General features: G+C 68.5%; 22 protein-coding genes, 1 tRNA gene and 1 pseudogene. 13 read left to right on the top strand and 11 right to left on the bottom strand.

Annotated elements, in window-relative coordinates:
* Positions 1-11 precede the first annotated feature (11 nt).
* Entirely contained in the window at positions 12-2,039 is a 2,028-nt protein-coding gene (locus ACZ6DT_RS36535; RefSeq protein WP_465603768.1) for a bifunctional copper resistance protein CopD/cytochrome c oxidase assembly protein, read from the bottom strand.
* A 42-nt stretch (positions 2,040-2,081) separates the two neighbouring features.
* On the opposite strand from ACZ6DT_RS36535, the gene ACZ6DT_RS36530 reads away from it, so the two are divergent.
* Positions 2,082-2,720 (top strand): histidine phosphatase family protein, encoded by a 639-nt coding sequence (locus tag ACZ6DT_RS36530; RefSeq protein WP_465603864.1) that lies wholly within the window; start codon positions 2,082-2,084, stop codon positions 2,718-2,720.
* On the opposite strand, the gene ACZ6DT_RS36525 is transcribed toward ACZ6DT_RS36530, so the two are convergent.
* Positions 2,711-3,910, bottom strand: a complete 1,200-nt coding sequence (locus ACZ6DT_RS36525; RefSeq protein WP_465603862.1) for a sensor histidine kinase — start codon at positions 3,908-3,910, stop codon at positions 2,711-2,713. The genes ACZ6DT_RS36530 and ACZ6DT_RS36525 overlap by 10 nt on opposite strands.
* A 108-nt stretch (positions 3,911-4,018) precedes the next feature.
* A complete protein-coding gene (locus tag ACZ6DT_RS36520) occupies positions 4,019-5,197 on the bottom strand; it encodes an MFS transporter (protein ID WP_465603767.1) in 1,179 nt (392 codons plus the stop codon).
* 121 nt (positions 5,198-5,318) lie between these two features.
* On the opposite strand from ACZ6DT_RS36520, the gene ACZ6DT_RS36515 reads away from it, so the two are divergent.
* The 4 genes from ACZ6DT_RS36515 (at position 5,319) to ACZ6DT_RS36500 (ending at position 8,357) form a co-directional block, all read left to right on the top strand.
* Positions 5,319-6,368 (top strand): LacI family DNA-binding transcriptional regulator, encoded by a 1,050-nt coding sequence (locus tag ACZ6DT_RS36515; RefSeq protein ID WP_465603860.1) that lies wholly within the window; start codon positions 5,319-5,321, stop codon positions 6,366-6,368.
* 189 nt (positions 6,369-6,557) lie between these two features.
* Positions 6,558-6,947: a peptidase inhibitor family I36 protein gene (locus ACZ6DT_RS36510; protein ID WP_465603765.1), complete on the top strand. Its 390-nt coding sequence runs from the start codon at positions 6,558-6,560 to the stop codon at positions 6,945-6,947.
* 242 nt (positions 6,948-7,189) lie between these two features.
* Positions 7,190-7,263 (top strand) — tRNA-Arg (locus ACZ6DT_RS36505).
* Positions 7,264-7,718: 455 nt separating this feature from the next.
* Positions 7,719-8,357, top strand: coding sequence for an MFS transporter (locus ACZ6DT_RS36500; RefSeq protein WP_465603763.1), 639 nt, complete (start codon positions 7,719-7,721; stop codon positions 8,355-8,357).
* A 3-nt stretch (positions 8,358-8,360) separates the two neighbouring features.
* On the opposite strand, the gene ACZ6DT_RS36495 is transcribed toward ACZ6DT_RS36500, so the two are convergent.
* Complete coding sequence (locus ACZ6DT_RS36495) at positions 8,361-8,771, bottom strand: MarR family transcriptional regulator (RefSeq protein ID WP_465603761.1); 411 nt, start codon at positions 8,769-8,771, stop codon at positions 8,361-8,363.
* Between the two features lie 138 nt (positions 8,772-8,909).
* On the opposite strand from ACZ6DT_RS36495, the gene ACZ6DT_RS36490 reads away from it, so the two are divergent.
* The 4 genes from ACZ6DT_RS36490 (at position 8,910) to ACZ6DT_RS36475 (ending at position 12,097) form a co-directional block, all read left to right on the top strand.
* The gene (locus ACZ6DT_RS36490; RefSeq protein WP_465603858.1) at positions 8,910-9,935 is read left to right on the top strand and encodes a substrate-binding domain-containing protein; all 1,026 of its coding nucleotides are present in this window, start codon (positions 8,910-8,912) and stop codon (positions 9,933-9,935) included.
* 82 nt (positions 9,936-10,017) lie between these two features.
* Positions 10,018-10,641: an AmiS/UreI family transporter gene (locus ACZ6DT_RS36485; protein ID WP_465603760.1), complete on the top strand. Its 624-nt coding sequence runs from the start codon at positions 10,018-10,020 to the stop codon at positions 10,639-10,641.
* Positions 10,628-11,626: an aliphatic amidase gene (locus tag ACZ6DT_RS36480; RefSeq protein WP_465603759.1), complete on the top strand. Its 999-nt coding sequence runs from the start codon at positions 10,628-10,630 to the stop codon at positions 11,624-11,626. Before ACZ6DT_RS36485 ends, ACZ6DT_RS36480 begins: the two co-directional genes overlap by 14 nt.
* A 24-nt stretch (positions 11,627-11,650) precedes the next feature.
* Positions 11,651-12,097, top strand: coding sequence for an SRPBCC domain-containing protein (locus ACZ6DT_RS36475; protein ID WP_465603758.1), 447 nt, complete (start codon positions 11,651-11,653; stop codon positions 12,095-12,097).
* Here ACZ6DT_RS36475 and ACZ6DT_RS36470 read toward each other — a convergent pair.
* Positions 12,037-13,449 carry an MFS transporter gene (locus ACZ6DT_RS36470; protein ID WP_465603856.1) on the bottom strand — a complete coding sequence of 471 codons (1,413 nt, stop codon included), beginning with the start codon at positions 13,447-13,449 and terminating at the stop codon, positions 12,037-12,039. The genes ACZ6DT_RS36475 and ACZ6DT_RS36470 overlap by 61 nt on opposite strands.
* Positions 13,450-13,577: 128 nt before the next feature.
* Here ACZ6DT_RS36470 and ACZ6DT_RS36465 point away from each other — a divergent pair, with 128 nt between their 5' ends.
* Complete coding sequence (locus ACZ6DT_RS36465; protein WP_395881947.1) at positions 13,578-14,006, top strand: winged helix-turn-helix transcriptional regulator; 429 nt, start codon at positions 13,578-13,580, stop codon at positions 14,004-14,006.
* An 8-nt stretch (positions 14,007-14,014) separates the two neighbouring features.
* A complete protein-coding gene (locus ACZ6DT_RS36460; RefSeq protein ID WP_465603756.1) occupies positions 14,015-14,998 on the top strand; it encodes an ROK family transcriptional regulator in 984 nt (327 codons plus the stop codon).
* On the opposite strand, the gene ACZ6DT_RS36455 is transcribed toward ACZ6DT_RS36460, so the two are convergent.
* From ACZ6DT_RS36455 to ligD, 5 genes are all read right to left on the bottom strand, one after another.
* The gene (locus ACZ6DT_RS36455) at positions 14,976-16,364 is read right to left on the bottom strand and encodes an amino acid permease (protein ID WP_465603755.1); all 1,389 of its coding nucleotides are present in this window, start codon (positions 16,362-16,364) and stop codon (positions 14,976-14,978) included. The genes ACZ6DT_RS36460 and ACZ6DT_RS36455 overlap by 23 nt on opposite strands.
* A gap of 36 nt (positions 16,365-16,400) precedes the next feature.
* Positions 16,401-17,765 (bottom strand): pyridoxal phosphate-dependent decarboxylase family protein, encoded by a 1,365-nt coding sequence (locus ACZ6DT_RS36450; protein WP_465603753.1) that lies wholly within the window; start codon positions 17,763-17,765, stop codon positions 16,401-16,403.
* Positions 17,766-17,844: 79 nt separating this feature from the next.
* Positions 17,845-18,387, bottom strand: coding sequence for a MarR family winged helix-turn-helix transcriptional regulator (locus tag ACZ6DT_RS36445; RefSeq protein WP_465603855.1), 543 nt, complete (start codon positions 18,385-18,387; stop codon positions 17,845-17,847).
* A 114-nt stretch (positions 18,388-18,501) separates the two neighbouring features.
* The gene (locus ACZ6DT_RS36440; protein WP_465603752.1) at positions 18,502-18,774 is read right to left on the bottom strand and encodes a hypothetical protein; all 273 of its coding nucleotides are present in this window, start codon (positions 18,772-18,774) and stop codon (positions 18,502-18,504) included.
* A 60-nt stretch (positions 18,775-18,834) separates the two neighbouring features.
* Positions 18,835-19,752 (bottom strand): non-homologous end-joining DNA ligase, encoded by a 918-nt coding sequence (gene ligD / locus ACZ6DT_RS36435; protein ID WP_465603751.1) that lies wholly within the window; start codon positions 19,750-19,752, stop codon positions 18,835-18,837.
* Between the two features lie 586 nt (positions 19,753-20,338).
* Here ligD and ACZ6DT_RS36430 point away from each other — a divergent pair.
* On the top strand, positions 20,339-21,595 hold the full coding sequence (locus ACZ6DT_RS36430; RefSeq protein WP_465603749.1) for an HNH endonuclease signature motif containing protein: 1,257 nt from the start codon (positions 20,339-20,341) through the stop codon (positions 21,593-21,595).
* Between the two features lie 67 nt (positions 21,596-21,662).
* Here the strand turns inward: ACZ6DT_RS36430 and ACZ6DT_RS36425 are convergent.
* Positions 21,663-22,417: pseudogene (locus tag ACZ6DT_RS36425) on the bottom strand (alpha/beta fold hydrolase).
* Between the two features lie 135 nt (positions 22,418-22,552).
* On the opposite strand from ACZ6DT_RS36425, the gene ACZ6DT_RS36420 reads away from it, so the two are divergent.
* Complete coding sequence (locus tag ACZ6DT_RS36420) at positions 22,553-23,650, top strand: carboxylate-amine ligase (protein WP_465603748.1); 1,098 nt, start codon at positions 22,553-22,555, stop codon at positions 23,648-23,650.
* Positions 23,651-23,655 lie beyond the last annotated feature (5 nt).

Below are 23,655 nucleotides of genomic sequence, written 5' to 3'. Positions count from 1 at the left end.
AGTCCGGCGAGCTAAGAACCTTGCTTCGGCCCCGGGCCTTGATCCGCGAGTTTCTTCAGCATCGCGTTGTAGGCGTTCAGATCCGCGTCACCCGAGACGTCCTCGCGGCGATCCCGCCGCCGGGCCTCCCGCTCGTCCTGACGCGCCCACTGCACCAGCAGCGCGACCAGCACCAGCAGGACAGGCAGTTCACCGGAGGCCCACGCGATCCCGCCGCCGAGCCGCTGATCGGTGAGCAGGTCGGTGACCCACGGCAGTTTCAGCCCGCGGTAGAAATCCTGCCCGAGCACGGTCTGCATGCTCATCAGCGCGATCCCGAAGAACGCGTGGAACGGCATGGCGGCGAACATCATCCCCAGCCGCCCCAACGGCGGGAGCCGGCGCGGCGCCGGGTCGACGCCGATCACCGGCCAGTAGAAGACGTATCCGGCGAGCAGGAAGTGCGCGTTCATCGCCAGATGCGCCCAGTGGTAGTTCAGCGCGGAATCGAACAGGCCCGAGAAGTACAGACCGTAGAAGGAACCGACGAACAGCAGCAGCGCGACGATCGGATGTGTCAGGAACCGCGAAAGCGGCGAGTGCACGAAGGCGAGCAGCCATTCACGCGGTCCGGGCGGCGCTTCCTTGCCCGCCGCGGGCAAGGCGCGCAGCGCGAGCGTCACGGGCCCGCCAAGTACGAACAGCACCGGCGCCACCATGGAGAGCAGCATGTGGTTGCCCATGTGCACGCTGAACATCGCGGGCGCGTACCGGCCAATGCCGGACGACGTCGCGATCAGCAGCACGGAACAACCCGCGAGCCACGCGACCGTCCGGCCCGTGGCCCAGGTGTCGCCGCGGCGCCGCAACCGCCGGACCCCGGCGAGGTACAGCCCGGCGAGAACGAGCGCGAGCGTGCCGTAGACGAGGTCGAACCGCCAGTCCGTGAGCAGTCTGAAAACGGTCGGCGGACCGTAGAGGTCGTAGCCGATCAGCAGTTCCGTGGTCGATGGCTGGGTGAACGACTCCTGTGGCGGCGGGGTCTTCGCGAGCCCGGTGGCGATGCCGATGGTGATGAACATGATCAGCACCTCGACGGCGGCGAGCCGCAGCAACTGCCCGCCTCCCGCGCCGTTCACCAGTCCGGCGACACCCTTCTGCCGCTGCTGGTGACCGAAGACGCCGAGTAGCAGCAACGCGACGATCTTCGCGAGCACCAGCAGGCCGTAGTCGGTGGTGAACAGGTCGGCGATCCTGATCCGCACCAGCGCGTTGACGATGCCCGAGACCGCCATCACGATCCAGCAGACCAGCGCCAGCTTGGAAAACCGCGTCACGGCGAGCTTGAGGTTCTCACCGCGGCGCCAGCCGAGCGCGAGCAACGCGACCAGACCGCCGACCCACAGGGCGGCCGCGACCAGGTGGTACAGCAGACTGTTGGTCGCCATGTCGTGCGAACCACCGCTCGCGGAATGGCCGGTGACCGCGACCGGGACAAGGCCGCCGACGGACAGGAAGAAGACCACCGTCGTCCAGCCCCACGTCAGCGCGAGACGGCAGCCGAGCGCGACCAGCAACGCGATCAGCGCGGTGAACAGCCAGGCCTTCGGCTGCTCGATGGCGTCGACGAGGTCGATCAGCACCCGCGGCGAGAGCACCTCGGTGAACGGGCGCCCGGCGCCGTCGGCCGCGGAGAAGAAGACCGACGCGGCGGCCGCGAAGAACCAGACCCACGCGGCGGCTCCCGCGACCCGGATGGCCGCGTAACCGTCGGCCGCGAGCGTGCCGGACTTCTGCGGCGGGACGAGGAACGCGGCGAGCAGCAGCGAACCCACGCACAGCACCGAAGCCGCCTCGGCCAGCACCCGGACGACGGTGATGCCGTAGCGGGTCACCAGTCCGGGATCCGGCAGGCCGGCGATGACGTAACCGGCGCCACCGGTCAGCGCGACCAGGCCGACGGCCACCACCGCGGCCAGGAGCGCACCGATCGACACCAGCGGCAGGACACCGGCCTTCCGCGCGGACGGGGCCGGTTTCGTCTCGGGGTCTGAAGGCACGTCACGAGGGTATGCCGGGTGCGCAAGGGGCAAGATGGCGGCGTGCGGATCATCCTGCTGAGGCACGCCGAGTCGCTCGGCAACGTCGACGAGCTCGCCTACACCCGGATTCCCGACCACGCTCTCCCGCTGACCGAGGCCGGCCGCGTGCAGGCGAAACTGGCGGGCCCGGAGATCGCGGAACTCCTCGGCGGGCAACGACCGGCGGTCTACGTCAGCCCGTATCTGCGGACGCGGGAAACGTTGCGGCTACTGGACATCCGGGACGCGTGCGAGCGGATCGTGCCGGAGCCGAGGCTGCGGGAACAGGACTGGGGCAACCTCCAGGATCCGCTGGAGCAGGAGATTCAGAAACAACGGCGTCACGAATTCGGGCACTTCTTCTACCGGCTCCCCTTCGGCGAATCCGGGGCGGACGTCGACGACCGGGTCGCGGCTTTCCTCAGCGAACTGGCAGCGTGCGGCGAAGATCACCCCGAAACCGTGCTGGTCGTCTCACACGGCCTGACCATCCGGTTGCTGTGCCGGCGGCTCTTCGGCTGGAGCATCGAGTTGTTCGAGTCCCTGTCCAATCCGACGACCTGCGAGTACCGCGTCGTCGAGCGCCAGGGCGACAAATGGACGCTGGACCGCCCGTTTCGCCAGTGGCGCGACTCACCCGACGGGGAGACTCAGGTCTGAATCAGCTCAGCGGCGCGCAGCACTCCCTTTGAGGGCGGTGGCGGGGGCATGGACGGAGGAGCGAGAAGCACCACTCTCGTCCCCAGGCCCGGCGTGGATTCGATCCGCGCGAAACCGTCGATTTCCGCCATCCGCGCGATGATCGAGTTCTCGAGGCCGAAGCCGCGCCGCCGGTCGCCGACATCGAAACCGGAGCCGTGATCGCGCACCGTCAAGGAAACCCCGCCGCCGATCTCCTCGACGCTGACGACGGCCCTCCTGGTCCCGGAGTGCTTCAGTGTGTTGCGCAAGGCTTCCCTGGCCGAGTCGTGCAGGGCCATGGCCGCTTCCTCCGAGAGCTCCGGGGCACAGTCGTCCTGGATGACGACCTCGGCGCGCAGGCCTTCCGCGGCCATTTCGGCGGCGAGCAACCGCAACCGCTGGTGCAATCCGATCCTCTCGGAGGATTCGTGCTCGAGGCTGATCCGGATGCGCATCGCCTGGGCGCGAGCGGTCCGGCGGACGCGGTCGAGGCTGGCCGCCGGATCGAGTTCGTCGGCGGGCGCGGGGATCGCCAACGACTCCATCACCTGCAGAACCGTGTCGTGGACGTCGCGGCGATGCCGTTCGCGTTCGGCCGCCCGGCCTTGCTGCTCCCCGAACCCGAGCGCGAACCGCATCGAAGCGCCGACCAGGCCGACGATCGCGAGGGACGCCACCAGCGCGGTCGCGAGGGTGAGGAAGAGACCCAGCGAGGAGGCCGGGTCCAGCAGGGTGTTCAGCGCGACCGCGCCGCCGATGATCAGTGCCCCCGCCGGCGCGCCACGCAGCAGGGCCCAGATCATCACCGTGCCCATCAGATGGGTCCAGGTGATCGACGTGATCGCGATGTCCGGCGACATCAGCGCGGCCCCCAGGATGAAGAGGACAGCGAGCCCGGCGTCGGCCACCGGCACCCTTCGCGTACCGGCAGGAGACCACCGGAAGACCCAAACGGCTTCGGCGATGTTCGGCACGAGGTGCATGAGCGCGAACGTCCACAGCATCGGGGGTCCGTCGAGACCCGCCGCCCACAGCGACTGAACCAGCATCACCAGCCGGAAGACCAGCGGGACCAGGACGAGCCGGGGCAACGTGGTCTGCACCAGCCGCGCCGGGATCCCGGGCACCTGGTGACGACCGGTCAGGATCCCCACGCCGCCCCCGCGCATCAGCACCCTCACGCCGCCCCTCCCCGGATCAGCCGTCCTGAAACAGCGAACAAGTCGCATTCATTTCAGTTTACGAGCAATCAGCTTGCCCGGGTTCCGGCGAGGATGTCAACGGGCGACGGGTTCGGAGACCTCCTCCCGTTCGAGCGCCCGCGCCGCGGCCACCGCGGACGGCACGATCAGCGCGGCGGTCAGCCCGACGAACAGGAACGACACCGAAAGCGACGTCACCTGCGCGATCCCCCCGATCAGCGGCGGTCCGGCGAGGAAGCCGGTATAGGCGATCGCGGTGACGAAGGCCAGTTCCCGCTCACCTCCGGTGCCGTCCGCGCGTTTGCCCGACGCGCCCGCGAGGCTCAGCGCGATCGGGAAGGCCGCGGCCAGCCCGGCGCCCGCCAGCGCGAAGCCGACGAACCCGAACACGGGAACGGGGGCCAGCGCGGCGAGCACGAGCCCGGCCGCGGCGATCCCGGCACCCACCGCCAGCACACGGGTCGCGCCGCAGCGATTCTGAAGCCAGGCGCCCACGAGCCGGGCGAGCCCCATAGCCAGGGCGAATCCGGAGTAGGCGAACGCCGCGGCGCCGTCACCGACCCCGTGCACGGACGTCATCAGCAGAGCGGACCAGTCCGAACTCGCGCCCTCCGCGATCGCCGAGCACAGCGCGATGGCGGCCAGCAGCCAGAGCACGGGCCGTTTGATCGGCGGCACCCGCGGCTTCTCGACGGGTTCGGTGTGCATGGGCCGCGCGCCGGGTACGGCGACGATGACGAAGGCGAGCACCACCAGAGCGGCCAACGCGGCGACCGTGAGATGCCGCCCCGGTGACCAGTGGTGCGACGCGGCGAATCCGGCGGCGGCGGAACCCGCCAGCGCGCCGAAGCTGAATCCCGCGTGCAGTATCGGCATGATCGCGCGTCCTGACCCTCGCTCGACCTCGACTCCGGCGACGTTCATCGCCACGTCCAGCGCGCCGACGCTCGCGCCGAGGACGAACAACGCCCCGGCGAGCAGGGCGACCGACGTCGAGAAGCCGATCATCGGCAGCGCGGCGCAGGCGATGATCGTGCTGCCCGCGACCACGGCGCGGGCACCGTGCCGTTCGATCAGCCGCCCCGAAACCGACGCCGCGATCAGCATGCCGACGCTGGCGCCCAGCAGGGCCAATCCGAAGACACCCGGTGAGGCGTTCACCCGTTCCGACAACGCGGGAGTCCGCGGCGCCCAAGAGCCGAGCGCGGCCCCGTTGAGCGCGAACACGACGAAAACGGCCGTACGGTCACGCATAGACCCCAGTCTCCTTTCGATTCCTCTTCTCCCAGAATGACTTAAGCGCTTCAGAAAGTCCACCGATCTCGGCCGGGACTAGACTGTGGCGGTGACCAGCACGCGACGGCGAAGGCCGACGTTGGACGATGTCGCCGACGCCGTCGGGGTGTCGCGGGCGACCGTCTCCAACGCCTACAACCGGCCCGATCAGCTGTCTGCCCAGCTGCGGGAAGAGGTGCTTCGCGCGGCCAAGAAGATCGGGTACGCGGGGCCGAATCCGACCGCCCGCAGCCTGGCCACCAGCCGCACCGGCGCGATCGCCGTCCTGCTCGACACGAATCTCTCGACGGCGTTCTCGGATCCCGCGTTGTCGCTCACCCTCGACGCACTCTCGACCGTCGTCGATCCCGAGGGCCACGCCCTCCTGCTGCTCCCCGGCGACGGCGAGAGCGGCGGCCCGCGCGCGGAGCGGATCCTGACCGCGCAAGCGGACATCGCGGTGGCGTATTCGCTGGCCGACGGCGCGCCGGCGCTGAACGCGGTGCGGGATCGAGGCCTGCCGCTGGTGGTGATCGACCAGCCGCATATCCGCGGTTCGGCCAGGATCGGGGTGGCGGACCGGGCGGGAGCGTCCGCCGCCGCCCGGCACCTGGTAAAACTCGGGCACCGGCGGATCGGGATCTTCTCGGCGCAGTGCCTCTCGGCACCCCGTGGCGGCGAGCTGAGCGCGGCGGAAGCAGGCAACAGCCGGTTCCACGACAACCGCGAGCGGATGGCCGGCTATCTGGAGACCCTGGCCGAAGCGGGGATCGCGGCGGCGGACCTGCCGATCTGGGAGGCGTCCGGACTCTCGGTCGAAGGAGCCATGCCGAGTGCTTTCGGCCTGCTGGACCGGCACCCGCGGCCGACCGCGCTGTTGTGCATGTCGGACCTGCTGGCACTGGCGGCGATCTCGGCGGCGAGACATCTCGGACTGTCGGTCCCGGGTGATCTTTCGGTCGTGGGCTTCGACGACGTCCCGCCCGCTCGGTGGTCCGAACCACCGCTGACGACCGTCCGGCAGGACCTCGCCGCCAAGGGGCGCGCGGCCGGCGATCTGGTGCTGGGCCTGCTACGCGGGGAGAAGGCACCGGCCCCGGCGGAGGTACCCGCCGAACTGGTCGTCCGGGACTCCACCGCACCCGCCTAGCAGCCGATTTCGGCGAGTACAAGGCGGTCCCGGTGACATGTGGACAACTCGCCCCGATCGAGCGGCGCACAACTACTTATCCACAGAAGTAGAAATGCGGGCTGACAAAGCCTTCCCCTCGGTTCATCGTGGAATCACACATTCACCGACGGCGCTCGAGCCGCCGATTCACCGGGGGAGAACCCAGCCATGCAACGACGTTTGACGAACCTGCGCGCCCGCCTCCCGCACGTGCTCCTGCTGGCCATGTTCGGCCTGCTGACCAGCGCCGGAGCCGCGAGCGCCACCACGGCGCCGCCCGAACCCCCCTGCCAGAAGGGTGAGTTCTGCGTATGGGGCGAAGAATCGTACGGCGGCGCGGTGCACGAATTCGACCTTCGCACCTCCAATCCCGACGAATGCATTCCCTTACCCGAAGGCTTCGACGGGCATTCGTTCGTCAACCGGCTGAGCCGGGACGTGACGATTTACCAGAGCGAGGAATGCACGACGGAGGGAGATTTCATCACCTATCCGGGTGGCGGCACCTACGTACCCCAGGGACCGTTCGTGATCCGCGCCCTCAAGATCTGGGACTGACCACCCCGGCGGTTCGTGCCCGTCGCTCGCGGAAGAGTCGATTCGCGACCTGCGCGAACCCAGGGGCCGCTCCCCCGAAGCGGCCCCGGCCCGTGAGCGCGTCACCCCGCGTCGTGACGCGCTCACGGGTGTTCCGAAAAACGGTGGGCTCGACCTGAAACGATCTGGCGGTGTCGAACGATCGACAGGTTGGCGACGGCTAAGCTGCCGATGCTGGGCGACACCCAACGTCGCCGACGTCGGCCCTCGTAGCTCAGCTGGATAGAGCAAGAGCCTTCTAATCTCTAGGTCGCAGGTTCAAGTCCTGCCGGGGGCACGCCGCCACGGGGAAACCCCTGGTCACGCAAGTGGCCAGGGGTCCCCTACCTCCACGACCCGTCGGCTTCAGGCTGTCGGCGCCGGGCAGGTACCAAGTGCACCGAGGCCCGCTTGGTACGCGGGTCGCCGTGGCCGATGCCGTCGGCGATCTGAGCGCGAACAGCCCAGCGGCACCGAGGTGGTGCCGTCCAAGTCTCCAGCGTGCCTAATGAAGCCCGGCTGCCGTGACTCGGACCACCGTGCCGATGGCGCGAAGCGTCAAATCCCACCGAGGTTTCCCGGTCCAGTGCCAGGAAATCACCAATGCGGCAGGCCAGTCCCGGGAAAGCGTCCTGGACGTCAACGAGGTCTCACCAGGCCGCGTCCTTCGAGTCGCTGTTTCCTTGCCTAGGACAGTGGTGAGTGTTCGTTAAGGGGTGCCGCCTCCATCGCCGGGCGCTATAGGTTGTCCCCATGTTCGTGCCGACGCCACACGACCAGCAGCCGACCGCCGGACCGCCCTGGTGGCTGGTGATCGGGCCGGGGTTCGCCGCGCTCATCGGGCTGTTCCTGCTCACCGTGATCTACCGTTTCGACGGCTCGTCGGTCCTACAGGTCGAGCTGGACATGTCGAGCCAGTCCCTGTTGCTGAGCGGCCTCGTCGCATACCTCGTCGCGGCCGCGATCGCCTTCCCGGCGGGTCTGCTGCTCGGCGCGCGCTTCCCGACGTCGGTGACGGTGCCCGCGCTCTTTCTGATGCTCCTCGGCGTGTTGCTGGTCGCTTTCGTTCCCCATAGCGGTCTGCTCCTCGTCGGGCGGGTGCTCAACGGGCTCGGCGCGGGCGCGGCGATCGGCGTGACGGCCGCGTTGATCCGGCGGCTCCGCTCTGGTCGCGGCGCCACGGCCGGTGCGGCAGCGGGCCTCGGTGTCCTTGCCTTGGTGATCGCACCGTTCCTCGGCGGGCTGCTCTCGGACGCCCTCAGCTTCCGCCTGGTGTACGTGGTGGCCGCGCTGTTCGTGGTCGTCGCGCTCGTCGTCACCGGTGTCATCGGCATCGTCGCCCTGGCAAAGGCGAAACCACAGGCGCGGCCACCAGGTCCGCCGCGGGCCTGACTTTCAGTCGCCGAGACCGCGCAACGCCACGAGCACGTCGTCCGGCACGTCGAGACGGGCTTCGACCTCGGCGACCTTCGCGGTCACGCGCCGGTACGTCGCCCGGCCGCGGGCGCTGAGATGCACGAGCACCCGGCGCCTGTCCGCGGCGTCGACCTCGCGGTAGGCCTGCGCGGTGGTCACCAGTTTGTCGACCACCCTGGTCAGTGTCGGGGCGGTGGCCAGGGTCCGGTCGGCGAGGTCGGCCATGGCGAGGCCGCCCTTGCCGCTCAACGCGTCCAGCACCAGCCACTGGTCCAGGGTGAGACCTTCCTCGGCGAGCACCTGCTCCACCTTGGCGGCGACAGCCCTGGCGGCGCGGGTGAGCGAGCCGGTGAGCGACGTTCCGGCGGTCGCGACGCCGCGTGTCCCCATATCCCGTCCCCTTGCCAAAACCGGACACCCTCGCAATACTTCCAGGTGAAAGCACTTTGACCTTACCGGGCCACCGCACGGAGCGCCATGCCCCTACGCCTCGCCACCCGGACCCGCGACGACATCTGGCGCGTGGCCATGGTGGTCCCGTTGCAGGGGCCCGCCGGGCTGTTCGGCCCGTCCTGCGAGGCGATCACGGATCTCGCCGTCCACGAACTCAACGAGTCCGGCGGGATTCTCGGCAGGCAGGTCGAGGCCGAGGTGGTCGACGGCGGCGGCACTCCCGCACAGGTAGCCGAAGACTTGCGCCGGCTGGTCGACGCGGGTCTGGTCGACGCGGTGAGCGGCTGGCACATTTCGTCGATCCGGCACGCGCTCGCGCCGGTCGTGGCCGACCGGGTGCCGTATGTGTACACGTCGCTCTACGAAGGCGGTGAGCGCCGTTCGGGCATCTTCTGCACGGGAGAGACGCCGCGCTGCCAGATCGAACCGGCGCTGCGCTGGCTGCGCGATCACCTCGGTGTCCGGCGGTGGTTCGTCGTCGGCGACGACTACGTCTGGCCGCATCGGTCGACCCGGGCGATCCGGCAGTACGCCAAGGATCTCGATCTGCGCATCACCGGTGAGGCGTTCGTCGGGCTCGGCGCGGGCGACATGTCCACAGTGGTCCGTTCGGTCGAACAGTCCACAAGCGACGGTGTGCTCATGTTGCTGGTCGGGCAGGACGCGGTGCGCTTCAACCGCGCCTTCGCCACCCAAGGGCTCAGCGACCGGCTGGTCCGGTTCAGCCCGCTGATGGAGGAGAACATGCTCCTGGCGAGCGGCGCGCACGCCACCGGCAACCTCTACGTCTCCGCCGCGTACTTCAGGTCGATGGTCACCGCCGACGCGATGGACCTGCTCGGCCGTTACGTCGACCGCAACGGTCCCGGCGCCCCGGCGCTGAACAACGCCGCCGAATCCTGTTACGAGGGACTGCATACGCTGGCCGAACTCGTCCGCCGCGCCGGTATACCCGACCTGCCCGCGCTCAACGCGGCGATCGACGGCGTCGCCTATCACGGCCCGCGCGGCACGATCGAGTTCCGCGGGCAGCAGGCCGACCAGCACGTCCATCTCGCGGTCGCCGACGGCTACGACTTCGAGGTCCTCACCCGGCTCTGAACTCCACTCTTGACTCGCTCCGGCACACCACATACTTTCAAGTGAAACTATTCCATGTGATGCACATTACGCGGAGGTGAGCATGGGCGACGTGGGCCTTCTCTACGTCGGCGCCGCCTTGATGATCAACGGTCTGATGTTGCTCGGCCGGATACCGGCCCGTCCGGCGGCGGTGCTGAACCTGTTCGTGGGCGCGCTGCAGTGCCTCACCCCGACCGTGCTGATCGTCCACGCGGGCGGGGACCAGGACGCGATCCTCGCCGCGTCGGGGTTGTACCTGTTCGGTTTCACCTACCTGTACGTCGGCATCGCGAATCTCGCCGGCCTGGCGCCCGAAGGCATCGGCTGGTTCTCGCTGTTCGTGGCGGGCGCCGCCGTGGTGTACGCGGGAATCGCCTTCTGGCATGACAACGATCCGGTGTTCGGCGTCATCTGGCTGTCCTGGGCGCTGTTGTGGAGCTTGTTCTTCCTGGTGCTCGGCCTCGGAAAAGAACAGCTGACGCGGTTCACCGGCTGGACCGTCCTGCTGCTCAGCCAGCCGACCTGCACGCTGCCCGCCTTCCTCGGCCTCACCGGCGCTTACCGGAGCGACGGCGGCACCGCACTGCTGGCGGCCGCGATCGCGGTGGCGCTCGTGGCGGCGGCCGGATCCCTCGACGTCCTGAAAAAACGTTCGGAGAAAAGGAGTCTTCATGCGACACGGTGACATTTCCGCCAGCCCGGACACGGTCGGCGTCGCGGTGGTCAACTACAAGATGCCTCGGTTGCACACCAAGGCCGAGGTCCTCGACAACGCCCGAAAGATCGCCGAAATGGTGGTGGGCGTGAAATCCGGGCTGCCGGGTATGGACCTCGTGGTGTTCCCGGAGTACTCGACCCAGGGCATCATGTACGACCCGAAGGAGATGTACGAGACCGCGGCGACGATTCCCGGTGAGGAAACCGAAATCTTCGCCGCCGCGTGCCGGGAAGCCCGGACCTGGGGCGTCTTCTCCATCACCGGCGAGCGACACGAGGACCACCCGGACAAGCCGCCGTACAACACGCTCGTGCTCATCAACGACCGCGGTGAGATCGTCCAGAAGTACCGCAAAATCCTGCCGTGGTGCCCGATCGAAGGCTGGTACCCCGGCGAGGACACCTACGTCAGCGACGGCCCCAAGGGGATGAAGATCTCCCTGATCATCTGCGACGACGGGAATTACCCGGAGATCTGGCGAGACTGCGCGATGAAGGGCGCCGAACTGATCGTGCGCTGCCAGGGCTACATGTATCCGGCCAAGGAGCAGCAGATCCTGATGGCCAAGGCGATGGCCTGGGCCAACAACTGTTACGTGGCCGTCGCCAACGCCGCCGGTTTCGACGGCGTGTACTCCTACTTCGGCCATTCCGCGATCATCGGCTTCGACGGCCGCACACTCGGCGAGACCGGCGAAGAAGAGTACGGGATCCAGTACGCGCAGCTGTCGGTGTCGGCGATCCGTGACGCGCGCGCCTACGACCAGTCACAGAACCACATCTTCAAGCTGCTGCACCGCGGTTACACCGGCGTGCAGGACGCGGACGAGGGCGACAAGGGAGTGGCGGACTGCCCGTTCGACTTCTACCGGCTCTGGGTCACCGACGCCAAGAAGGCGCAGGAGAAGGTCGAGTCGATCACCCGCGACACCATCACTCCTCGGCAACCATGATGAGGACGGCGAGCCGGAGAGGCGGTGCACCTTGCGCCGCCGTCGCCGTTCCTTGGCGATGACGTACTCGATGTGGATCACCCCTCCCGGACCACCTGGCTGCCGCCCGAAGGCATGCGCGGCCGGATCGTCCGCTGGGATCCGCGGCCGGGTGGCGGCTTCCGGATGATCCTCACCTACCTCGACGCGTCCGCCGCGCCCGGCAAATCGTCGGACACGACGGACGTGGTCGAAATCAGGTTCGCCGACCTGGTGCCCGCGGAACGCGTGGTGCAGCTGGCCGTCTTCGAGTCCGAGGACCCGGCGTTCGCGGGCACCATGACGATGACCTGGACGCTGGCCGCCACGGGTGACGGCACCGAAGTGACCGTCACCGCGACGGACGTCCCGTCCGGCGTCGGCCAGGCGGATCACGAGACCGGGATCGCCTCTTCGCTGGCCAATCTGGCTTCCTTCGCCGAACCGCGCTGACGGCCGGACGCGATCACGATCGCGGCGAGGACGGCCATCACCAGCGGCACGACCAGCGCCGCGCGAAAGCCGCCCAGCGCGGCCTCTCGCGACCCGTCACCGAGGGCGGCGACGTTGACGGCGGTCACCGCGGACAGCCCGAGCGCCGCGCCGAACTGGAACGCCGTGTACAGCAGACCTCCCGCGAGTCCCTGCTCGTCCTCGGCGATCCCGTCGGTGGCGACGATCGTCAGCGGCCCGTAGGCGAGGGCGAACCCGAGGCCCAGGATGATCATCGACGGGAACATCGCCGCGTACGTCCAGTCCAGGCCCAGCGGCAGGAAGAGCGCGTACGCCACGGCCGCCAGCACGAAACCGCCGAAGATCAGCCGCGTGTTGCCGAACTTCGCCACCAGACGCGGGGTCAGCGTCGGCGCGAGGATCGCGTCGATCCCGACGGCCAGCAGCGCCAGGCTCGTCTCCAGCGTCGACCAGCCCCGGAGTTCCTGCAGGTACAGCGTGACCAGGAACTGGAACCCGAAGAACGAACCCGCGAAGAGCAAGGCGCTGACGTTCGCCCGCACCAGCGGTCCCGACTTCAGGATGCCCAGGCGCACCAGCGGCGCGGGTGAGCGCCGTTCGACGGCCACGAAGGTGACCAGCGCGGCCACTCCCCCGGCGAAGGACGCCGTGGTCCAGCCCCAGCCCCGCCCGGGGTGTTCCAGCCGGACCACCGCGTAGGCGATCAGCAGCATCGCCACGGTCACCGTGAGCGCTCCGGCGAAATCCAGGCGGCGGGGCACGCGCTCCGGTCGCGCGGGTTCCTTGATGAGCCAGAGCGCGGCGAGCAGGATGACGGCGGACAGGATCACCGGCGTGAAGAACACCCAGCGCCAGTCGATCCTGGTCAGCAGGCCGCCGATGACCAGGCCGAGCGAGAAGCCACCCGCCCCGGTACCGGCGTAGAACAGCAGCGCCTTGGTGCGTTTCGGGCCCTCTTCGAAGCTCGTGGTGATGATCGAGAGGCCGGCCGGGGTCATGAAGGCCGCGGCGACGCCGGTGACGAAGCGGGCGAGCAGCAGCATCCAGCCCTCGGTGGCGAGCCCGCCCAGCCCGGAGAAGAGGAGGAACACCACCAGCCAGCCCAGGAACATGCGGCGACGGCCGTACAGGTCGGCGGCCCGCCCGCCCAGCAGCATGAATCCGCCGTAGCCGAGCACGTAGGCGCTCACCACGCCGCTCAGGGTCGCCGTCGACAGGCCGAGTTCGGCCCGGATTGACGGCAGCGCCACGTTGAGCATCGCGACGTCGATGCCCTCCAGGAAGATGGCGCCGCACAGCACCAGGAGCACGCCCCAGGCCCGGCCGTCCATCCGATCGGCGGCGCGCGGCGGCGTTTGCGAGTTGATCAAGGTCTTCTCCCTCGGTGAACGGGAACCGATGGTTACTCATCAGCCGGTCGGTTCCCTCTTGTAACCAAGGGGATCTTCCGTCACCATCGATGACCATGGAAGAAGGCACTTTGAACTCACCTAGTCGTTGTGAACTCACCGAGGAGGACTACGAGGCCTTCCAGTGGGACACACGCGAGGACTGCGAGGTCCGCCAGATCCTGGACAGGGTGGCGGACAAGTGGTCGCTCCTGGTCATCGCGCTGCTCGACCGGAACACGCTGCGGTTCACCGAGCTCAAGTACAAGATCGACGGCATCAGCCAGCGCATGCTCACCACGACGCTGCGTCATCTCGAACGCGACGGGCTGGTGAACCGGACCGTCTACCCGGTGGTGCCGCCCCGCGTCGAATACGCGCTGACACCGCTGGGGATGACGCTGCACAAGACCATCCAGTCGCTGGTCACCTGGACCGAAGACCACCAGAGCGAGATCGCCCTCGCCCGCGCCCAGTACGACAAACGCGTCACCGCCTGAGGAGCCGCATGGCCAGACTGTCGGGAGGGGATCCGTCACTGCTGCGTCGGCTCAACGCCATCGCCGTCCTGCGGGCGCTGTACGCGGCCGAGGAACTCACCCTCGCGGAACTGGTCAAGGCGAGCGAGGTCTCCCGGCCGACGGTCGAGGAGATCGCCGCCGACCTCGGCGAACAGGGCCTGGTCGAGGAGGTACCGCTCTCCCCCGACGCGCCGCGACCGGTCGGCAGACCCGCCAAGCGGTACCGCTTCCGTCCCGAGGCCGGCCACGTCGCCGGCCTCGAAGTCGGCCCGCACCAGGCGCTTTGCCTGGTCGCCGACCTGCGGGGCGAGGTCGTCGGGCGGGCGAAGACCGGTCTCACCCCGGAAATGGGCGCGCCCGACCGGCTCGGCGTCGCGCGCCGGGTGCTCGGCACGGCCGTCGAAGGCCACGTCAACGTGCGGTTGCTCGGCGTCGGCACCACCGGCGTGGTGGCCGGCGGCAAGGTCGTGCGCGACGACCGTCTTCCCGGCTGGACCGGCGTCGACCTGCCCGCGGAGTTCGGCGGCGGATGCCCGGTGCTGGCAGGGAACGACACCAAGCTCTCGACACTGGCCGAACACTGGCGTGGCGCCGCGCACGGCCTCGACGACGTCGTCTACGTGCACGCCGGGCGCACCGTCTCACTGGGCCTGCTGCTCGGCGGGAAACTGCACGCGGGCCACCACGGCGCGGCCGGCGAGATCGGCGCGCTGAGCCGGTCCGCGTCGCCCGGCGGGTTCGTCGAGCTCGTCGCCGCCACCGTCCTCGCCGTCGACCCGCAACTGGTGGTGATCGGCGGCACCGCGAACCTGCTGACGTCGCCACTGCGCGCCGAACTTGCCCGGCTGTGCCTGTTCCCGGTGCGCGTCGAGCCGTCGACGCTCGGCGAAGACTCGGTGGCGCTCGGCGCGGTCCGGCTCGCCCTCAGCCGCGTGGAGCACGAGCTGTTCAGCGTCGCGGATGTCGCCTGAGCAGGCCGATCACCACGATCAGCACGGCCACCGCACCGCTGGTGAACAGTTGCGTCCGCGCGTCGGCGTCCGTCCACATGAGAATGAGCACGCCCGCCATCGCGATCAGCGCGACCCGGCTGAGCCACGGGAAACCCCACATCCGCACCGGCAGATCCGCGGCCGTGCCGTCGCGGTCGGCGGCCCGGCGCAGTCTGAGCTGGGAGATCGCGATGAAGATCCACACCAGCAGGATGTTGGCGCCGATGGCGTTCAGCAGGAACGGCAGCACGTGTTCGGGGGCGAGGAAGTTCAGCAGGACGGCCACGAAACCGAAGGCCACCGACGCCAGCACCGCCGTCCGGGGGACGCCCGCTCCCGACAGCTTGAGCATCGCGCGCGGCGCTTCACCGCGCTCGGCGAGGGAGAACACCATTCGCGACGCGCCGTAGAGGTTCGCGTTCAGCGCCGAGAGCAGCGAAGTCAGCACGACGAAACTCATCAGCAGCGCCGCCGACGGCACCCCGATCTGCTCCAGGATGGTCACGAACGGGCTGGTGTTCGCCGAGGCGGACTCCCACGGCAGCAACAACACCATCAGCGCCACGGAACCGATGTAGAACAGCAGCAGGCGGACGATGACCGTGCGGGTGGCGCGGCGGATCGAGTCCGCCGGGTCGTCGGACTCCGCCGCGGCGATGGTGACCAGTTCCATACCGCCGAAGGAGAACGCCACCGCGAGCAGACCGGTCAGCACCCCTTGGAAGCCGTTGGGCAGGAAACCGCCGTGTCCGGTGAGATTGTCCAGTCCGACCGGCGACGTTCCCGGCAGGATCCCGAACACCGCCAGGGTGCCGAATACGAGAAACCCGACCACGGCGGTCACCTTGATCGCGCCGAACCAGAACTCGAACTCCCCGAACGAGCGCACCGCGAACAGGTTCACCACGGTCAGCACCGCCATGAACAGCAGCACCCAGGTCCACTGTGGAACGACCGGCAGCAGCCCGTTCGCGATCCCCGCCGCCGCGGTGGCCTCGGCGGCGACCACGACCACCAGCAGCGACCAGTACAGCCAGCCGACGGTGAACCCGGCCCAGCGCCCGAGCGCCTTCTCCGCGTATACCGAGAACGACCCGCTGCTCGGCTCGGCGGCCGCCATCTCGCCCAGCATGCGCATGACCAGCACCATGAGCAGGCCCGCGACCACATAGGACAGCAGGATGCCGGGGCCCGCGGTCTTGATCCCCGCGCCGGTGCCGACGAACAGCCCGGCGCCGATGGCCCCGCTGATGGCCAGCATGGTGACGTGGCGCCGCCGGAAACCGGTGCCGAGCGACCGGGTCTCGGTCGCGGTCACGGGTTCGGCGGGACCTGGTGCGGGCATGGCGGATCCATTCGTCTGCGGCGGTACTGGAGAAGCTCAACCGCGGGACAACTCTTCCAGCCGCTCATGGAGCCGGTCGACGTGGTCCTCGCTTTCGGGCTTCATCAGCACGCTACGCAGGATCCTCGCGCCGTCCGCATCCGCGTCGACCCCGATGTGACGCAGACCGAACTGTGGCTCGCTCACCCGGAGCGTGCTGAGGAACATCGGTTCCCTCGCCGCGGCCATGCCGTCGCGCAGGATCCGCGCGCTCTCCTGGTCGATCTTCGACAGCGAAAACGGTTCCGTGCGGGGGAAGTAGGTGACGATGTCGAGTTCCGGCGGCTGGTACAGGTCGAACCGCTCGGAGTCCTCCAGCAGCTTCGCCCACCGCAACGCCGCGCGGCGCCCGGCCGCGAGCACCCGGCCCAGGCCGTCGGGAGTGGGCGGCAGCAGCCGGAAGGTGAGCCACAACGCGGCGGCCGCGGCACCCGCGCGGGAGCATTCGAGACTGATCTCGCCGAGGTGCAGGTCTTCCGAGGTGAAGTAGGTATACGGCGAATCGTGCAGATAGAACCGGCCCGCCCCGGGGTCCTTGAACAACACCGCGCCGCAGCCATAGGGCTGGAGGCCGTGCTTGTGCGGGTCGATGACGATCGAATCGGCCTCGGCGATGGCGAGCCAGGGAGTTTCGGGCAACCCTTCCGGACCGTCCAAACCGGACAGCAGCCGGAAGAACCCTCCGTAGGCGGCGTCGACGTGCACCCGGACGCCGTACCGTTCACGCAGCGCCAGCGCCTCGTGGACCGGTTCCACCGTGCCGAGCGCGGTCGTGCCGGCGGTGAGCACCACGGTGCCGATCTTTCCGGTGCGCACCAGCTCTTCGAGTGCGTCGAGATCCATCGCCCCGCGGGCGTCGACGGGCACCGTATACCCCTCGACGCCGAGTACGCCGCACATCCGGCCGTGCGTGTAATGCGCCTCGGCACTGTATGCGATCCCCTTGCCGGGATGCGTTTCTCGTGCGACGAACAGGGCCTCGAGGTTCGCCACCGTGCCGCTGGTGGTCAGATGCCCCAGATGCTCCGTGTAACCGAACATCGTGGCCAGCTCACGGACGACCTCGCGTTCCATCTCGGCCGTCGCGGGGCCGCCGTCGAGCGCGTGGTTGTTGGGATTGACCAGCATCGCGGTCAGATAGCCGACCACCGCGGCCGGATGCGGCGGTTTGAGCATCTGACCGGCGTAGGACGGATGGAAGAACGGGTAGTTGTCCTTCAACCGCTCGGTGAGCTCTTCGAAAGCGGCCTCGAACCGCCCGTCGGAGATCTCCAGCGACGGATGCGGCCGGAAGGGCGCGAACGTCTCCGCCCACGCCTCGTTCGACGTCAACGCCTGACCGAGCCAGTACCGGAAGTCCATCAAGCGCGCCCTTCGCTTCGTTCGGCTCCAAAAAACGTAGGAGTCGCCGGAGTCCTCGCGCAACCGTCTTCGGTAGGGGTCAGTTCCCCCGGGCCGCCGCCTGCCGCCGCTCCTCGCCCTTCTCCTCCAGCTGCCTGACGATCTCGCGCAGCGAAGCGGCCAGCCCGGTGCACTCCGCGGGGCTGAGCCGCTCGGTGACGAACGCTTCCTCCTGGTTGAACTCGGGGAAGAGCTCCCGCATCAGCCGCTCCCCCTCGGCCGTCAGCGCGAGCAGCACCAAACGTCCGTCGACAGGATGTTTGCGCCGGGCGACCAGGCCGTGCGCCTCCAAGGTCTTCATCACGCCGGTGAGCGTGCCCTTGGTGATCCCGGACTCGGCGGCGACGTGCCTGGTCTCCTTCTCGCCGAAGATCCACACCACCCAGAGCACCACGAACGCGGTCCAGGTGAGGCCGGCGTTGCGCAGGACCGAGTTCTCGAAGTGCAGCCGCACCGCCGTCGCCGCGCGGTGGAGGTTGGCGACCGCCTCCATCCGCTCCCACGACAGCGGGATCCCGCCGAGTTTGGCCCGCACGGCGTTCTCGGTCTCGGCCAGTGTGTGATACCCGGTCAACAGCCACATCCTCACCGGCCCCGGAGGTACCAGCCCGGTGGGCGCGCACCCCCGCGCGCCCGCTCCGCCGATCGTATGCGGAACGGGTGGGAGTCCACAGTGGTCTTTCCGGGTTGCTCCGTGCTAGGCGACGGACGCCAAGGGCTCCAGCAGATCCTGTCCGGTTTCGGACAACTCGGCGGCCACCCGGCTGCCGGGAACGCCTTCCCGCGGCATCCGGATCAGCCCGGCGTGGGCGAGGCGGTGAGCCATGCTCTGGTCACTGCACGGCAGACCGTCGACGTAGAGATCCGGCTCCAGGCTGACGGTGATCTCGGCCCTGCCCTGCGCCACGGCTCGCAGCATGGCCCGGGCTCGATACGACAGGGCTTCGGGTTCTTCGACTGTCTCATTCATTCAGGTTCACTCCTCTGACCTGGAGTTTCCCGTCCACGGCCGTTCAAACATCACACCGGTTCACCGCGCGGGGACGGCCGCGCGATGCTCGGCGATGTCGCCGAACAGGTCGCCCATCTCCTCGACGCGTTCGATCACCTGATCGGCGGTGAACAGCAGGTCGGCGGCCTTGTGGCAGGCTTCGACCTCCTCCCAGGTGACGGGTGTGGAGACGGTCGGGATGGCGCGGCCTCGCAGCGAGTACGGCGCGATGGTGGTCTTGGCGGTGTTGTTCTGGCTCCAGTCGATGAACACGCGGCCGGGGCGGATCGCCTTCGTCATCCGCGCGACCACGGTTTCCGGTGACCGGCGCGCGAGTTCCTCCGCGACCGCCTTGGCGTATTCGGAGGTGCGTTCGTCCGACCGGGTGCGCACCGGGCAGTACAACTGCATTCCCTTGTTGCCGCTGGTCTTCGCGTACACGGTCAGCCCGTCTCCGGTGAGCAGGTCGCTGAGCGTCTCGGCCACCCGGCAGCAGTCGACGACGTCGGCGGGCGGGCCGGGATCGAGGTCGAACACCAGCAGATCGGGGGATTTCCGCGCGCCGCGCGGGCCGACCGTCCACTGTGGAACATGCAGTTCCAGTGCGGCGAGATTGGCGGCCCACATCAGCGTCGGCAGGTCACCGACGACCGGGTAGTCGAGCGTTTCCTCCACGCCGCGTCGGCCCCGGTTGGCGAGCCGCGCGGTGCGCACCCAATCCGGCGCGTGCCGGGAGACGTTCTTCTCGTAGAACGGTTCCCCGTCGACACCGTCGGGAAAACGGCGGAACGTGGCGGCGCGGTCGCGCAGATGCGGGAGCAGGACGGGGGCGATCCGGCGGTAGTAGTCGAGCACCTCCCGTTTGGTGAAACCATGCGCCGGGTAGAGCACCTTGTCCAGATTGGACAGCCCCAGCCGCCGCCCCTCGACCTCGACCGTTATCCGCTCTTCAGGCACCCTTCGACGGTACCGTGAAGCATGAGCACCGTGCCGGACGCGATCGCCCCGATGCAGGCGACCTGCCCACCGGCGAGTGGGGGTACGAGTACAAAGGGACGGCGACCTCCTGCTCGACGAGCCCTACTCCGCCCGCCGCGACTGCTGACGTCGCTGGGCGGCGGTGGCCGCGTTGTCATCCCACCGGGGTATACCGACGGCGACATCTTCCTGTCGGCTGTTCGAGGTCGCCCGGGAGCACGGTCTCGAAAGGGCTGATCGCAAAGAAGCTCGACACTCCGGCAAGTGGACGTGGCAGTGGATCGAACGGGCGCTGTGATGTCGTCATCGGCCGTCGCACGGCTTGAGGCCTGGCGTTCCCGGTCGCGGGTTGTGGTCTTTGGGCGGCGGTGCCAGCTGAGAGTTTCTTCGCGACTTTCGATGGTGCGAGGTTTCGCAATTAGTCGACTAACTACGATGCGCTTTGCTTCGCTCATTCTCGTTGCTTCGCGCGCTTCACTGCTTTCTCTGCATGTGCATTTCACGGACTTCGATCACTAGGCTGTTCGGGCTAGCACACCTGTTCTATTTGGAGTAGTGTGGGGTTGTGGCCAGCGATGACGCATCCCCGGAGACGTCCACCGAGTGGTGGCGCGTCGATACCGCGACGCTGCACGCTCGCAAACAGGAACTCGAGTTTCAGAAGCGTCGGATCGATGCGGAGCAGAATGCGATTCTGGCGGAAATCAATTCCCGTGGGGTGCGGGGGTGTTCTGGTCATTCGACGTTGGCGGCGTTGATTTTCGAGGACTTTCGTGTGACGGACAAGGAAGCCAGCATCCGCGCCGACCGCGTGCTGGCCCTGCATCCCGGCCCATCTTTCGGCGGTGACCCCGAGCCACCCCTGGCACCGTTGACCGCTCTGGCTGCTGTGGAGGGCGCGATCGGGGGTTCGCAGATCGACGCCATCATCCGCACCCTCGCGCGAATCCCGTCCACTGTGCCGGATGAGGACGTACGGAACGGGGAGAAGATCCTGGTCGACTTGGCTCGGCATGCGGGGCCGCGGCAGATCACCCGGGCTGGGCGCCGCCTGCTGGACAAGCTGGATCCGGACGGGAAAGAGCCCCGTAACGAGGACCCGAAGGACACCCGTCCGGAGATGCGGTTCGTCAAACACCGCGACGGCACCCTCGGCTTGAAAGCCACCCTGGACCTGGAAACCTACGCCCGCCTGAAATCCGACCTGGATCCGATGGCCAAGCCGCACAAGGCCATCGACGGCGTCCGGGACTCCCGCACTCAAGATGAGCGCTATGGGGATGCGTTCACCGATTATGTGCGGTTGAAGACCACCAGCCGGAACCTTCCCGGTCAGGCGGGCGAGGCGACCCACATTTTTGTCACCATGTCCTACGACGACCTCATGCGTGACATCGGCGAAGCACACTTAGATCTGGTCGGACCGATCAGCGCCACCGACGCCCGCATCCTCGCCTGCGACGCCCGCGTCCGGCCCGGAGTTCTCGGTACCGCAGGCGAACCCCTGGACATCGGCCGATCGAAACGGACCGTGTCCCTCGCCCAGAAGTACGCGCTCACCATCCGCGACGGTGGCTGCGCCTACCCGGGATGCGATATGCCCGTGCCCCGCTGTACGGCCCACCACATCGTTTTTTGGCGACACCACGGCGAAACGAAGATCGACAATCTCGTGCTGCTGTGCACCAAGCACCACCGGCTCATCCACCACAGCGAATGGAAAGTCCAGATCGCCCAAGACGGCTTGCCGGAATTCACCGCACCCGCCTACCTCGACCCCACCGGAACACCGAGACGCAACACCATGCACTTGAGGATTTAGACCGACCGTCCAGCAGGTCATCCACAGCCACAAGGGAAAGCTGTCGCAATCGCCGTGAGGGCAGTCCTCAGGAACCGAACCGGTCCAGCGCCGCCAGCGTCCAGGCCCGTTTCACGTCGCTCGACCGATGCCCGGAGCCGTCGTCGATCAGCAGCTTCGCGCCGGGCCAGGCGCGGGCGAGTTCCCAGGCGGTGTCCACCGGACAGCTCAGGTCCCGGCGTCCGTGGATCAGCACACCGGGAATGCCCCGCAGCAGACCGGCGTCGCGGATCAGCGCGCCGGGTTTCAGCCGGCCCGCGTGGGAATAATAGTGTGTGACGATGCGCGCGAAAGCGAGTTCCCCTTCGCCGATCGGACCATTGTGGACGGTCGCGCCGGGCTCCAGGGACAGTACGGTGTCCTCCCAGGTGCACCATGAGCGCGCGGCCCCGGTCCGCACGTGCGGGTCTGGGTCTTCCATCAGCCGCGCGTAGGCCGCGACGAGGTCACCGGGGAGATCTCCGCGGAAGCGCGTCCATTCTTCGGGGAAGAACCGGCCGACGCCGCGGTGCAACCAGTCGATCTCGGACGCCGTGTCGTGCTGATCGAGCTGACGACGATCTCCGTGACCCGCTCCGGGAACCGTTCGGCGTAGGTGAGCGCGAGTGTCGTCCCCCACGAATCACCGGTCACGAACCAGCGTTCGATGCCCAGATGCTCCCGCAACCGTTCCAGGTCGCATCCCCGGCGTGCAGCCCTGTTTCCCAGTAGACGAAGTTGCCGTCACCTACATCGAGCAGCCCCTTGTCGTACGGCTCGACAGGGGGGATACAGACCGATCATGAACCCAGCCTAGACCGTCCGTGAGGCCACGAAACACTTTCGCCGCAACGAAGTTCAGCACACCGGCCCTTTCATCGTCGCGCTCGAAGGAGGAGATTCAGTGGTACCGGAGAAGATCCCCGGGAACGGAGAGACATGGCGGTGGACGGCACGGACTTCACCCTTGGGGTGGAGGAAGAATTCATCCTGCTCGACCCTGTGGACGGCTCTGTCGCGTTACGTGCCCCCGAACTGCTCGCGAGTCTCGGCCCCGAACCGGACGTCAGCGGCGAGCTGATGCGGTTCCAGATCGAGACCGCGACCGGCGTCTGCCGCGGTCTGGACGAGGTGCGCTCGGAGCTGACGCGGCTGCGGCAGACGGTCGCGAAGGCGGCGGAGGCCGACGGTTGCCTCATGGTGGCGGCGGGCATCCCGCCCGGTGACCTGCGAGGAGACCTGCTCACCCCCGAACCCCGGTACCGACGGATGGCGCGGGCGTTTCCGGAGCTGATCGGCGAGGCGGGGACGTGTGCCTGTCATGTGCACGTCGGCCTGCCGTCGCGGGATCTCGGCGCGCGGGTCCTCTCCGGGCTGCGGCCTTGGTTCGGCCCGTTGCTGGCGCTCAGTGTGAACTCCCCGGTGGAGCGCGGCGCCGACTCCGGGTGGTCGAGCAGGCGCTTCCCGATCTGGGACCGCTGGCCGACGGCGAAACCGCCCGACGAATGGTCCGGCGCGGCCGCGTACGACCGGAGTATCGGCGACGCCTTGCGCCGAGGCGACGCACTCGACGCGGGGGGTGTGTACTTCTACGCCCGTCTTTCCCCGCGCCATCCCACGATCGAGGTACGGATCGCCGACGTCTGCCTGTCCGTCGACGACGCGGTGCTCCTCGCGGCACTGGTGCGCGGACTGGTCGCGACCTGCGCCGAGACGACGCGGCCGCCGCGAGCCCGCGGTGCCCGGATCAGCGCGGCTTTGACGGCCGCCGCCCGCGGGGGTCTCGACGGGCCGGGCGTCGACGTCTTCACCGGCAGGGAGGCCGATCAGCGCGATCTACTCGGCGAACTCGTCGATTTCGTCCGGCCGGCGCTCAAGACCGCGGGCGACGAGGAGGACGTCGAGCGGGGGTTGGACTCGCTGTTCGAACACGGGACCGGCGCGGCCCGGCAGCGCCGGTTGTTCGCGGAGGCCACTTCGCTGGGCGAGTTCGCCGCGGAACTCGCCCACGCGACGATGACCGTCCCGACCAGGTGAAACCG

This window comes from Amycolatopsis sp. NPDC041971 (assembly GCF_055588925.1).
This window is presented reverse-complemented; position numbering and strand designations above follow the sequence as displayed.

Bases quoted from the DNA above. Each gene is read 5' to 3' on its own strand.
- ACZ6DT_RS36525 (WP_465603862.1), bottom strand. From the start codon at position 3,910: ATGCGCGGGGGCGGCGTGGGGATCCTGACCGGTCGTCACCAGGTGCCC.
- ACZ6DT_RS36520 (WP_465603767.1), bottom strand. From the start codon at position 5,197: ATGCGTGACCGTACGGCCGTTTTCGTCGTGTTCGCGCTCAACGGGGCC.
- ACZ6DT_RS36510 (WP_465603765.1), top strand. From the start codon at position 6,558: ATGCAACGACGTTTGACGAACCTGCGCGCCCGCCTCCCGCACGTGCTC.
- ACZ6DT_RS36500 (WP_465603763.1), top strand. From the start codon at position 7,719: ATGTTCGTGCCGACGCCACACGACCAGCAGCCGACCGCCGGACCGCCC.
- ACZ6DT_RS36495 (WP_465603761.1), bottom strand. From the start codon at position 8,771: ATGGGGACACGCGGCGTCGCGACCGCCGGAACGTCGCTCACCGGCTCG.
- ACZ6DT_RS36490 (WP_465603858.1), top strand. From the start codon at position 8,910: ATGGTGGTCCCGTTGCAGGGGCCCGCCGGGCTGTTCGGCCCGTCCTGC.
- ACZ6DT_RS36485 (WP_465603760.1), top strand. From the start codon at position 10,018: ATGGGCGACGTGGGCCTTCTCTACGTCGGCGCCGCCTTGATGATCAAC.
- ACZ6DT_RS36480 (WP_465603759.1), top strand. From the start codon at position 10,628: ATGCGACACGGTGACATTTCCGCCAGCCCGGACACGGTCGGCGTCGCG.
- ACZ6DT_RS36470 (WP_465603856.1), bottom strand. From the start codon at position 13,449: ATGGACGGCCGGGCCTGGGGCGTGCTCCTGGTGCTGTGCGGCGCCATC.
- ACZ6DT_RS36465 (WP_395881947.1), top strand. From the start codon at position 13,578: ATGACCATGGAAGAAGGCACTTTGAACTCACCTAGTCGTTGTGAACTC.
- ACZ6DT_RS36460 (WP_465603756.1), top strand. From the start codon at position 14,015: ATGGCCAGACTGTCGGGAGGGGATCCGTCACTGCTGCGTCGGCTCAAC.
- ACZ6DT_RS36455 (WP_465603755.1), bottom strand. From the start codon at position 16,364: ATGCCCGCACCAGGTCCCGCCGAACCCGTGACCGCGACCGAGACCCGG.
- ACZ6DT_RS36450 (WP_465603753.1), bottom strand. From the start codon at position 17,765: ATGGACTTCCGGTACTGGCTCGGTCAGGCGTTGACGTCGAACGAGGCG.
- ACZ6DT_RS36445 (WP_465603855.1), bottom strand. From the start codon at position 18,387: ATGTGGCTGTTGACCGGGTATCACACACTGGCCGAGACCGAGAACGCC.
- ACZ6DT_RS36440 (WP_465603752.1), bottom strand. From the start codon at position 18,774: ATGAATGAGACAGTCGAAGAACCCGAAGCCCTGTCGTATCGAGCCCGG.
- ACZ6DT_RS36420 (WP_465603748.1), top strand. From the start codon at position 22,553: ATGGCGGTGGACGGCACGGACTTCACCCTTGGGGTGGAGGAAGAATTC.